8 protein-coding genes are annotated in these 12155 nt (G+C 70.2%); 4 read left to right on the forward strand and 4 right to left on the reverse strand.

Going from position 1 to position 12155, the window contains the following annotated elements:
- The first annotated feature begins 152 nt into the window (after positions 1–152).
- The 3 genes from ACQZOG_RS16875 (at position 153) to ACQZOG_RS16885 (ending at position 8999) form a co-directional block, all read left to right on the forward strand.
- A complete protein-coding gene (locus ACQZOG_RS16875) occupies positions 153–1916 on the forward strand; it encodes a serine/threonine-protein kinase (protein WP_261675430.1) in 1764 nt (587 codons plus the stop codon).
- 157 nt (positions 1917–2073) lie between these two features.
- On the forward strand, positions 2074–4413 hold the full coding sequence (locus ACQZOG_RS16880) for a protein kinase domain-containing protein (protein ID WP_430741602.1): 2340 nt from the start codon (positions 2074–2076) through the stop codon (positions 4411–4413).
- 107 nt (positions 4414–4520) lie between these two features.
- Complete coding sequence (locus ACQZOG_RS16885; RefSeq protein ID WP_430741603.1) at positions 4521–8999, forward strand: FtsK/SpoIIIE domain-containing protein; 4479 nt, start codon at positions 4521–4523, stop codon at positions 8997–8999.
- A 72-nt stretch (positions 9000–9071) separates the two neighbouring features.
- Here ACQZOG_RS16885 and ACQZOG_RS16890 read toward each other — a convergent pair whose 3' ends face one another.
- The 3 genes from ACQZOG_RS16890 to ACQZOG_RS16900 all read right to left on the reverse strand — a co-directional run bounded on the left by ACQZOG_RS16890 (position 9072) and on the right by ACQZOG_RS16900 (position 11409).
- Positions 9072–9410, reverse strand: a complete 339-nt coding sequence (locus ACQZOG_RS16890) for a hypothetical protein (RefSeq protein ID WP_430741604.1) — start codon at positions 9408–9410, stop codon at positions 9072–9074.
- A gap of 234 nt (positions 9411–9644) precedes the next feature.
- On the reverse strand, positions 9645–11102 hold the full coding sequence (locus ACQZOG_RS16895) for a hypothetical protein (protein WP_430741605.1): 1458 nt from the start codon (positions 11100–11102) through the stop codon (positions 9645–9647).
- A 10-nt stretch (positions 11103–11112) separates the two neighbouring features.
- A complete protein-coding gene (locus ACQZOG_RS16900; RefSeq protein ID WP_430741606.1) occupies positions 11113–11409 on the reverse strand; it encodes an SAV_915 family protein in 297 nt (98 codons plus the stop codon).
- Positions 11410–11513: 104 nt separating this feature from the next.
- On the opposite strand from ACQZOG_RS16900, the gene ACQZOG_RS16905 reads away from it, so the two are divergent.
- Positions 11514–11780, forward strand: coding sequence for a hypothetical protein (locus ACQZOG_RS16905; protein ID WP_430741607.1), 267 nt, complete (start codon positions 11514–11516; stop codon positions 11778–11780).
- Positions 11781–11876: 96 nt separating this feature from the next.
- Here ACQZOG_RS16905 and ACQZOG_RS16910 read toward each other — a convergent pair whose 3' ends face one another.
- The gene (locus ACQZOG_RS16910; RefSeq protein ID WP_430741608.1) at positions 11877–12137 is read right to left on the reverse strand and encodes a WXG100 family type VII secretion target; all 261 of its coding nucleotides are present in this window, start codon (positions 12135–12137) and stop codon (positions 11877–11879) included.
- Positions 12138–12155 lie beyond the last annotated feature (18 nt).

Here is a 12155-nt window from a genome sequence, read left to right on the forward strand (position 1 = left end):
GGTCGCGGAGCCCGGGTCCGTGGCGCACGGTGCTACCCGGGCGGCCGTACGCGACCCGGGCGGCCGTACGCGGCCCGGGTCCCCCGACCGGTCCGGCCACTACGCTGCTGGGTGGCAACGGCGTACCGGTGCGACGGGGGAGGGGTGGCGCCATGCGGCCGCTCGACACGGACGAACCCACGGTCGTGGGGCCGTACCGGCTGCTCGGCCGGCTCGGCTCGGGCGGCATGGGCCGGGTCTACCTGGGCCGCAGCGCCGGAGGCCGGACGGTCGCGGTGAAGATCGTGCACCCCCACTTCGCGCTCGACGAGGAGTTCCGCGCCCGCTTCCGGCGCGAGGTGGACGCGGCCCGCCGGGTCGGCGGCGCCTGGACCGCGCCCGTGCTGGACGCCGACCCCGACGCCCGCGTCCCCTGGGTCGCCACCGCGTACGCGGCCGGCCCCTCCCTCACGGCCGCCGTCACCGAGCTGGGCCCCCTGCCCGAACACACCGTGCGCACGCTGGGCGCGGGCCTCGCCGAGGCGCTGACGGCGGTGCACGGGCTGGGCCTGGTGCACCGGGACGTGAAGCCGTCCAACGTGCTCCTCACGCTCGACGGCCCCCTGCTGATCGACTTCGGCATCGCGCGGGCGACGGACGGGACGGCGTCCTTGACCTCGACCGGCGTGTCGATCGGCTCGCCCGGCTACATGTCCCCCGAGCAGATTCTCGGCAAGGGCGTGACCGGCGCGGCGGACGTCTTCTCCCTCGGCGCGGTCCTCGCGTACGCGGCGACCGGCGCGCCGCCCTTCCCCGGCGACTCCTCGGCGGCGCTGCTCTACCGCGTGGTGCACGAGCCGCCCGAGCTGGACGGGCTGACCGGCGATCTGCGCGAGGTGACCGAGGCGTGTCTCGACAAGGACCCCTCCGCCCGCCCGTCCCCGGCCGACATCACCGGCCGTCTCGCCCCCGAGGGCGGCGCGGCCCGCCTGGTGTCGGGCGGCTGGCTGCCGGGCGCCCTGGTGGAGCAGGTGAGCCGGGCCGCGGTGAACCTGCTGAACCTGGAGACGACCGGGAGAGGACCGGCGGACGGCGCGGCGGCCTCGGGGCCGGTGGGCTTCAGCAGTCCGTCGGTGGGGGAGGGGACGGAGCCGGGGGCCACAGGGGCTGCGGGCGCGGATGCCGCGACCTCCGGGCCGTCGGTCTCCGGGCCCGCCCCGTCCGGGGTGGCCGGCGGTGGGTTCGGGCCGCCGCCCGTCATGCCGTCGTCGGGCGGTGGGCCGGGCGGCGCGGTCGTACCGGAGCCCCGGCACGCCACGGGGACGTCCGCCCCGCATCCGCCGACGCAACCGGGGAACCGGGACGGTTCCGCGCCCGGCCGGCTGTCCCTCTCCGTCTCCGCGGCCTCGACGCCCGGCACGGGGGGACGGGGCCGGCGGGTCAGCTGCACGGTGGCCCTGGCGGTGGCGGGCGCGCTGGCCGCGGTGACCGTCGGCTCGGCGTTCGTGTTCGACCTGCTGCCGGGCTCCTCGGGGGACGCGGGAGCCGACCAGGGCCCGAGCGGCGAGCAGCCCGAACCCGGCACCGTGCCCGCCGCCTACGTCGGCACGTGGGAGGGGCAGGCCAGCTCCCGCGAGAGCATCACCATCCCGCTCGGGACGTTCCGCGTCACCCTCAAGGAGGCACGGGTCGGCGAGCGGGTCGGCACGCTGCGGCACACGGACATCTTCGGCGGGATCTGCGACGACGTCCTGACCCTCAAGAAGGTCACCGCCAAGCGCATCGTCACGACCTCCGTGGGCGCGCCCACCAACCGCGACGTCTGCAACCAGGCCCGCCACACCGTCCTGCTCACCCCGGTCGGCGACGACCTGCTCTACGAGTCGGACAGCAAGGACTCGGGACGGCCGGAGGCCCGGCTGTCGAAGATCGAGTAGCCGGGCCTCCGGGGAGCCCGGCTGCCGAAGACAGGGTGACCGCTTTCGGTTCCTCCCGGTCGCTGTCGGTCCCCCGGCACTCACTAATGTGTCTGCGTCGGTGAACGACACCAGGCGCAGCGCGTGCCGCACGGGCATCACAACGGGGAAGGCCACCATGGAGACATTGCAGCCGGATGATCCTCGCGAGCTGGGCGGTTACCGCCTGCTGCGAAGGCTCGGTGCCGGCGGCATGGGACGCGTGTACCTCGCACGTTCGCCTGGTGGCCGTACCGTCGCCGTGAAGGTGGTACGTCCCGACCTCGCGGCGGACGCCGGCTTCCGGGAGCGTTTCCGGCACGAGGCGGAGATAGCCAGGGCGGTGTCCGGCCGCTACACCGCACCGGTCGTGGACGCCGACCCCGATGCGCCGCTGCCCTGGCTGGCGACGTCGTACGTGCTTGGCCCGGACCTCACGGACGTGGTCGCCGCGCACGGAGCGCTGCCCGAGCGCACGGTCCGCGCCCTCGCCGTCGGCCTCGCCGCGGCACTGCAGGAGGTGCACGCGGCGGGCCTGATCCACCGCGACCTCAAGCCGTCCAACGTGCTGCTCGCCGCCGACGGCCCGCGAGTCATCGACTTCGGCATCGCGCGGGCGGTGGACGGAAGTCGCCTGACACAGACAGGAGTTGTGGTCGGATCGCCCGGCTTCATGTCGCCCGAGCAGGCTCAGGGCAAGGATGTCGGTACGGCGAGCGACGTCTTCTCTCTGGGTGCGGTGCTCGCCTTCGCGGCGACCGGCCGGGGGGCTTTCGGAGACGGCGCTTCCTCGCATGCTGCGCTGCTCTACCAGATCGTGCACGGCGATCCTGACCTCACCGGCGTACCGCAGTCACTGCTGGGTCTGGTCCGCGCCTGCCTGATGAAAGATCCCGCGCAGCGCCCGGCACCGGCGCAGATCGTCACGTCGCTGGCGCCGCAGGGTGTCGAGCCCGTCCTGACCGACTGGCTGCCGTCCGCGGTCGCGTCCACGATCGCGACGCACGCCGCGGGGATACTCGACCTCGAGGCGCCGGAAGAGGCCCCGGCCGTGGCGTCCTTCGGGCCTGCCCCGACCATGACGTCGGGCCAGGGCACGGGCAACCCGGCCCAGGCGTACGGCGGTCACCCCGCCGGACCGCCGACTCCCGGATACGGGGCCATGCCTTCACCGGGTCATGGCACTCCTGCTCACGGAGGTGCACCGGGCGAGCCTCTGAACGGCACCGTGCGGCTCGGCGAGCAGGGCGCCGGCACCGGCCGGTCCCGTCGCCGCGTGCTCGGCCTGGTGGTCGGCGCCGCCGCCGGTGTCGCCGTGGCCGGAGGCGGAGTGGCCTGGTGGCTGGCGCAGGACGGGGGTGACTCCCCGTCCTCGAAGGACGAGGCGGGCCAGGGCGGGCAGGCCGAACCGGCAGGGGAGCGGTTCACCACACCGCCCCCCGGGGTGGCGCCGCAGCCCTTGTGGCACAAGTCCGTGGCGGAGGACAGCACCAGTTCGCTCGTGCCGCTCCTCATCCACGAGGACCTTCTGCTGATCAGCGGCGATCCGCTCGTGGCGTACGACGTGAAGACGGGCAAGGCCCGCTGGTCGAAGAAGGAGGCCTGTCGTCCGGGAGAGCCCCTTCTCTTCCACGACGGCAAGGTGTTCCTGGCCGACGGCGGCTACGACGGAGTGCTCGTCGCCCTCGACGTCGAGACCGGTGAGGAAGTCTGGCGGAGCCGACTGGGCAAGTCCCTGTCGGTCGACTCCGCCATCGCCGTCGACGACGAGAACGTCTACGTAACGGCCAAGGACCTGGGCGAGTCCAGGAGCGCGACGGAGTACCGCACCGCTGTGGCCGCCGTCAGCCACAGCAGCGGCACGAAGACGTGGCTGCAGCGACGGGACTGGGGCACCAAGGACTACGACGTCCAGGGCAGCGTGTCCGGCAAGTACCTGGTGTACGCCGACTCCAACTACAACCTGACGGTGCGGGACACCGCGACGGGCGCGCAGTTGTGGACCAGGAAGATCGGTGAGGACTGGACCTGGCAGCCCACGGTCGCGGGCGACCTCGTCTTCCTGCCGGGTGATGAGCTCAAGGCCCTCGACGCCGACACGGGCGACACCCGCTGGACCTTGTCCTCCAACGGCCGACGGGCCTTCCGCAACCCGTCAGTGATCGACGGCGTGTTGTACGTCAGTGACTACGACGACGGCGTCTGGGCGGTGGACGCCAAGACGGGAAAGCGGACCTGGCTCTGCGACGACCTGGACGTCAACGGACCGGAGACGTTCGTGCGCGCCGGCTCCTCCCTGTACGGGGCGACCGGCGGCCTGCCCGGTGGCGGCGTCGTCGCACTGGAGGCCCGGACGGGCAAGGTCCGCTGGACCTTCGACGACAACAAGGACAACGGCGAACCGTGGCAGGTGGCCCTCTCCGGCAACCGACTGCTGGTCACCCACGGGCCGGAGGTCTACGCGCTGCCGGCCGTCTGACTCCCGGCCACCGGGGGAAGGGGACCGGCCGTACGGGGGGACTGCGACCAGCCCCGTAAGCCAGAGCAACGAACGGGCCGCAGGGCCGAGCGGGAGGACGAAGCGCCATGCAGATGCTGGTCACGGTTGTGCGGGAGGGCGGCGAGCCGCAGGACGTCGTCCTCACCACGGACGACACGGCAACGGCGGGCGACGTCGCGCAGGCACTGGCGGCATCCCTTGACCGGCCGGGTCAGCCGGGGAGCGTGCCGGACAACGTGGTCGCCATGGGTCGTACGCCGCAGGCGCTCCAGCACACCGGCGGGGCGATCGGCGGAGCACCGCTCACTCTGTGGGCCGACGGCGAGCGCTGTGATCCCTCCGCACCGGTGGCGGCCGTCCTGCAGGACGGCATGCGGGTCTCCGTCGACGACTCGGTGGGCCCGCTGCTGCGCCGCGGCGAGCCGGTAGGGCAGTACGAACTGAGGGTGGCAGGCGGCCCCGCCTCCGGCCGGGTGGTCCGTCTGGGTGTCGGCGTGGCCACGGTCGGCACCGCGCCGACGTGTTCGCTGCACCTGACCGACACGTCTCTGCCGCAGGTCGCTCTCAGAGTCACGATCGACCTGAAAGGCGGGATCACGCTCGCCCCGGAGAGCGGCGCCGCGGTCCTGCTCGACGACGACGCGGTGACGGCGGACAGCCCCTGGCCGCTCGGCGGCGTCGTCCAGGTCGGTGACTCGCTGCTCGTGCTCGACCGGGTGACCGAGCCGGACGCCCACCTGTCCGCGATGAGCGAAGGGGGCCTCGCCTACAACCGCCCGCCCCGTCTGTCGCCGCTGCGCCCCCGGCGACGACTGGTGGTACCGGTGGCGCCCACCAAGGCGGACCGGGCACGCTTCCAGTTCGTCATGGCCTTCATGCCCATGCTCTTCGGTATCGGCATGTGGCTTCTCACCAAGCAGATCTACATGCTGCTGTTCTGTTTGATGAGCCCGCTCATGATGGCCGCCCAGTGGATCAGCGACAACCGGGAGGGCAAGAAGCAGCACAAGACCTCCGTCAAGCAGTACAAGAAGGACCTCGCCGCTCACAAGGCGGAGCTCGTCGCCCTCGGCAAGGAGGAGCAGCGAGCCCGCCGTGCGGACAGTCCCGACCCGGCGGAGGTCCTGCTATTCGCCACGGGGCCGCGCCGCCGTCTGTGGGAGCGCCGCCTCACCGACCCGGACGCTCTTCAACTGCGCGTCGGCTCCGGCAGCCTCCCCTCGGACGTCGAGCTCGTCCTGGGACGAGGCGGCTCCCTGTACGACGACGAGCGTCCCGAACCGCCTCTCCTGCCGAACGTTCCGGTCACGCTGCCCTTCAGCGAGCTCGGCGTGGTCGGCGTCGCCGGGGACCGGGCCCGTGCGCTGTCCACAGCCCGTTGGCTCGGCGTGCAGGCGGCGGTACTGCACAGCCCCCGGGACCTTTCCCTCGTGACGCTCGCCTCGGCCCCCACCGCCGGCGCCGACTGGCATTGGGTGCACTGGCTGCCCCACACCAGTCCCGACCAGGGACAGGACTGTGTCGCGCTGGTCGGCTTCGACTCCGAGAGCATCACCCGCCGCGTCAACGAACTGCTCAACGAACTGGCCCGGCGCAAGGCGTCCCGCGAGCAGAACACCATGACGGGACAGCTGTACCCGGACCCGAGTGTTCTGCTGGTCCTCGACGGAGCCCGCCTGCTGCGTCGTGTGCCCGGCGTGCCCCAACTGCTCGCCGAAGGACCTCGGTACGGCATTCTCGCCCTGTGTATCGACGAGGACGAGCGCCTCCTGCCCGAGGAGTGCAAGGCGGTCGTCGCCTGGTCCCCCGACTCCGCGCATCACGTCCGGGTCCGAGGCCATGGACTGGAGGCCGCGGGGGAGATCCTCGCCGACCAGGTCACCTCACAGTGGTGCGAATTGCTCGCCCGCTGCCTCGCTCCCGTCCGGGACGTCAGCCGGGACGACGCGGGTGCAGCCCTGCCCACTTCCGCACGGCTGCTCACCCTGTTGGGCATGCCGGACCCCACCGGGGCCGACGTAGAGCGGATCTGGCGCTCGGGCGGATCCACCACGGCGGCACCCGTCGGCATCGCCGCGGACGGCCCCTTCTTCCTGGACATCCGGCGGGACGGACCGCACGCGCTGGTCGCGGGAACCACGGGCGCAGGCAAGTCGGAGCTGCTCCAGACGATCATCACCTCGCTGGCCGTCGCCAACCGGCCGGACGCCCTGAACTACGTGCTGATCGACTACAAGGGCGGCAGCGCGTTCATGGACTGCGCCCGGTTGCCACACACGGTAGGCATGGTCAGCGACCTCGACGCCCACCTGACCGAGCGGGCCCTCGCCTCGCTCGCCGCCGAGCTGCACCGCCGGGAGAGGATCCTCCTCGACGCCGCCGCCAAGGACATCGAGGACTACGACGACACCCGCAAGCTCCGCCCCGAACTGGAGCCGATGCCCCGACTGGTGCTGGTGATCGACGAGTTCGCTTCCCTGGTCGCCGAACTGCCGGACTTCATCGCCGGTCTGGTCGACATCGCCCGACGAGGCCGCTCCCTGGGCGTGCACCTGATCCTGGCCACCCAGCGGCCCGCGGGCGTCGTCAGCGCGGACATCCGCGCCAACACCAACTTGCGCATCGCGCTGCGGGTGACGGACGCCTCGGAGTCCATCGACGTCATCGAGGCCCCGGACTCGGGCGCCATCGCCAAGTCCACACCGGGCCGCATGTTCGTGCGCTCCGGAGCGCAGTCCCTGGTCGGGGTGCAGTCGGCCCGCATCGGTGGACGCCGCCCCGCCACAGGCGGTACCGGCCCCAAGGCCACCCTGCTGCCCCTGCCCTGGAACGCCTACGGCCGTCCGCTGCCCAAGCGGACCGAGGCCGAGGACGACGGCACCATGGTCACGGACCTCGCGGTCCTCGTCGACGCGGTACGCGACGGCGCGCGAAGCATGGGATTCGGCGAGCAGCGCAGCCCTTGGCTGCCGCCCCTGGCCGAACAGGTCGCCCTGGACGACCTCACCGCGTACGCCGGGCAGCCGGCAAGGGGAGGGGCGGCGGACGTACCTCCGATCCCTTACGGCCTGATCGACCTCCCGGCGCGGCAGTCCCGTACGCCGCTCCACCTCGACCTGGTGCACGGCGAGCACACCATGCTGGTGGGTGGCGCCCGCTCCGGCCGCTCGACCGCCCTGCGCACCCTGGCGGGATCGCTCGCCCGCTCCACCTCACCGCACGACGTGCATCTGTACGCCATCGACTGCGGCTCGAACGCGTTGCTGCCGCTGATGCGTCTGCCGCACATAGGCGCCGTGGTGACGCGCGACGAGCCGGACCGCGTCCGGCGCCTCATCGATCGCCTGCTGAAGGAGATCGCCCGCCGACAGCAACTGCTCGCCATGGAAGGCGCCTCCAGCGCGGCCGAACAACGGGCGACGGCCGCCCCGGAGGACCGCCTGCCCTGGATGGTGCTTCTGCTTGACAGCTGGGAGGGGTTCGCCTCCACCTTCGAGAGCTACAACTACGGCCAGTTGCTCGAGGCGGCCCAGCGCATCTTCCGCGAGGGCTCGGCCGTGGGGCTCAAGGTCGTGATGACCGCCGACCGCAGCGGACTGAGCGGTCATGTCTCGTCCGCCTTCGCCGACCGGCTGGTGCTGCGCTTCGCCGACCCGAACGACTACTCCACGGCCGGGCTGCAGGCCCGGGAGGTACCCAAGAACATGCCTCCGGGACGCGCTCTGCGCATCACCGACGTGGGCGTGGACGAAACCCAGATCGCACTGCTCACGGGCGACCCGGCCGGCCAGGCGCAGGTCCGGGCCCTGCGCGAGATCGCCGAGGAGGTGACGACCCGCCACGGCCGAGTGCCTGCTGGACGACGTCCGATGCGGGTGGACGCTCTTCCGTCGCGCATCACGGTGTCCGAGGCGCTCGCCCTCGACCCGGACTTCGCCCCGCCGTCCCCGCTCTGGGCGCTCATCGGCGTCGGCGGCGACGAGCTCCAGCCCGTCGGCATCGACTTGGAGGAGAACGGTCCCGGTTTCGTCATCGCGGGCCCGCCGAAGTCGGGCCGCTCCACCCTCCTCACGGCCGCCACGGAAACGCTGTTGCGCTCGGGCACACCCGTGGTGCTGGTCGCCCCGCGCCGCTCGCCGCTGCGTGAACTGGAGGGCCGGGAGGGCGTCCTCGGTCTCCTGAACGCGGACAGCCGCGAGGAGGACCTCGAGGAACTGGTGGACAAGGCGTCGGGCGGCTCGTATGTCGTAGTCGTCGACGACGCCGAGCTCCTCTATGACACTCGCCTCGACGAGGCCTTGGAGACCGTCGTCCGCAAGGGCGCGGACGGCGGTATCGGCCTCATCGCGGCCGGCTCCACCGACAGCCTCTCGGGCCAGTACCGAGGCTTCGCAGTGGAAGCCCGCAAGTCGCGGAACGGCCTGCTGCTGACCCCGCAGAGCCCGTCGGAGGGTGAACTCTTCGGCATCCGCCTCCCGTCGAGCAGCGGCGGTGGGGCTGCGGGCAGCGGACTGTTCGTGGCTGGAGGGTCGTTCATGCCGGTCCAGGCGGTGATGAACGGCTGACGAAGCCGGCGGTGTCACGTCGGGCCCCAGCCGTGACGGCTGGGGCCCGACGGGGTTGTGCCGCAGCGGCGACTATGACTTGGTGAGGCGAACGGCCGTGGATGTACCGAGGATGCGCCGGCGGCGGACGATCCCGATGACAGCTCCCGAGAAGAGAAACAAGGCGATCGCTGAACTGCCGTATGCGGGAAAGTTGACTGGTGGATCGGCGACCCAGGAACGCGGGAGGCTTCGATGCGGGTTGTCGGGGTCGTAGGTGACCAGTACCGCGTCACCGGGGTCGAGGTCTGGCAGTATTCCGGCGTAATCCCATAGCTTGACTTCATTTCCCGACTCGGGCCCCTGTGTGAATTCCACCTTCACATACTTGGGCTTGTCGTCGACTGCTGTGACTTGTGCGGTGGCCGTCACCCCATGGTTGCGCAGGTCTTGGACCAGGGATCGAGGTGGAAGCCAGAAGGCAGCGGATAGGCCGGTGCATAGAACTGACAGTCCTAAAATGCCCAAAATCTGCGCGGGTCGCGGGGCAGATACACGAGGCGCCCAGGCTCGCCTCTCGGCAGCAATCCGCTGCGCTCTTCTGACATGAGGAGGTAACTGGTAATCGTCGGAACAGCGCGTCTTCTTAGTCACCGGAATTCCGCCTCACGTGAACCATTCAGTCACCCTCTCCTTGACGTCCGTGGCCGCGTCGCCGATGTCGTCACCGATTCCCTTCGCTGCTTCAGTCACCTGGTTGATCGCCCTTTTGCCTGATTCAGTCTTGGCGATGTAAGAAACGGCGTAACCAGCACCAAAACCGACCGCTACACCAGCAGCGATTCCCCAACCAACAGGACCTCCACACCACGCGACAGCCGTCATCGTTCCCATGGTGGCGGCAGACCCGGTGGCCATCCCGCCCACGTTGGCCGCGATCGCGACGTCCTTCTCCTCGCCCTGGCTGATGTCCCAGCCGATGGCGCTGACAGTGAGGGCCGTGCCGAGCAGGGGCAGCTTCCCTGCCGTGTGGAGTGTGCGGCCGAAAAGGGTGGTGGAGTTGGGCGGCCTGAGACCCGGTACCTTCCCGATCAGCCAACTGCCGCCGTCCGCGACGGAAGCTTCCATCAACCGCGAGAAGGCCCCAAGGCCGTACTTGGAGTAGACACGCTCAGCCTCCCGGGCGTACTGCCGGGCGTTTCTGGCTGCTCGCCGGGTGTCCTTCTTGAACTTCCGCCGCTCGTCCGGGGACATGCTGTTTACGCGCTGCTGGTAGAGGCGGCTCGCCTCGTCGGAGAACTGCTGCGACCGATTCCAGAAGTGACCGGCGTACTTCGCCTGCATGCCCACGACGGAGGCCAGCAGTCCTGCTGAGTCGGACCACGTGTCGGCAAGGTCGCCGAGCTTCTTCGCGGCGAGCGTCGTGTGCTTCCACGCGACGGCCCAGAGGTCCCTGTCGTCGCCTTGCATGAGTGCCCTGCTGAACAGGGCCGTGGGCTCGTCCTCGCCGATGTCGCCGTGGAACAGCGCGACTACCTTGCTGAAGCCGGGCGCGGGGGACGCTGAGGCGACCGCGGTACTGAAAGCCGAGCCGAAAACCTTCGCGTCCGCTTCGGCCGTGGACGCGCCCGCAGCGGCGACCATCACCGGCAGGATCTTCAACACTTGGGGATCGAGACCGGCGAAGAATGCTGAGGTGAAGTCGGGATCCCCCTTGTGCACGGCCAGAACTTCGGCGATCCGGTGGAACTCCGCCGCGGCCTCGTCCCGGGGAAGGGTGGCCGCCCGTTCGGTCTCCGCAGCGAGCTCCTTCCCGTCCCGTCTCGCCACGCCGATTCCCGGTACTGGCTCACGGAGCTGGACCATCGCGCCCTTGCGTCCCTTTTCATCGACCTCCAGGGCCGAGGCAAGGGCATGTCGGCGGCGCAGCATGGGGAGTTCGTCGTCGACCCAGCGGGCGATCCTACTGATCTCCGTCAGTGCCTCCGTGTCCAGGCGAAGCTTCTTAAACCGGAAAAGGTAGGAGGCTGTCGCTTCGCGTAGAGCCTTGCTGCCGGATTCGAGGTCCTTGACGGTCCGCAGCAAGTTGTCCGGGTTGATTCCCGAGAAGTTCGGATCGACCATCGTCGGCGCCCTACTCCGCGTTAACGACGAGTTGGGGATCGACCAGTACGGCGCGGGCTTCGGAGTCCCTCAGGGCATCCCCGACCTCGCCGGTTGGCAGGACAACCCATGGCTGCCGTTCGCCCATCGCCTCGACCAGTCGAGGTACTGATGTGAACGCGAGAGCGACAAGTTGCTCCTGGCCTCCTTCGCCTGCCACGGGAACAAGAGTCACATCGACGGTGTCATCGGCCGGTCCCCTCACCTCCCTCATGATGGGCAGGACGAGGAATTCCGGACCCCTTTGAGGTGTACCGCTGAAGTCCATTCGGTTAGGTTATGGGGCGTTGAGGTCGACGGCAAAAGTGAGTATGCGGAATTAAGAAGGTACTATCAATGGCTGGAGTGGGGCGTACGGTACCTAATCCCCGAATGGCGGATCTGAGGAAGCTGCGCAGTGACCTCGCCAAGGAGGCGGAAATCCTCAGGAAGGCTCTCAAAGGTCCGGCCGAGGATCTCGGAGGCGACAGGGTCTGGGTGGGGAAGAACGCCCGGGCCTGGCACCGTGAACTCGAAGGCCGTCACCGGAAACTGGGGAAACACGTGGGCAGGCTGCTGTCGGTCATCGACGCGGCCATCCGCATCGAACCCGAGGACGTGCCGACGGCGGAGGCCCGCTCGTACGATGCGCGGTCCTGAAACAGGTCCTGAAACGTTGCCGGGGCGGCGAAACCAGACCCGCAGGGTGGTCCCGGCGCCCCGGCGACGGCGAAATCCGCGTGATCCGCCCTGGGATCAGGTGGCGCGCTCGATGTTGTCGGCGCTGGTGTTCGCGGACTTGCTGGCCTCGTTCAGCGTGTCGACCCACTTCTCGAAGGTCGGCTTCACGTCGCGCCAGTCGTCCCGGAAGCGGTCGGCCTTCGGGCCCTTCCAGTAGCTGGTGCTGTCGGCCGTGGCCGTCTGGAGGTCCTTGATCAGGAGCTGAAGGTCGTGTGCCTTCCGGGCGTAAGTCTTCGACAACTCCCGGAGCCGTGTGAGATCTGCACCGCGATCCATGGCGATCCTCCCCGTGTC

The organism is Streptomyces sp. P13-3-3 (genome assembly GCF_050571355.1).
In the GTDB taxonomy this organism is placed as follows: Bacteria; Actinomycetota; Actinomycetes; order Streptomycetales; family Streptomycetaceae; genus Streptomyces; species Streptomyces althioticus.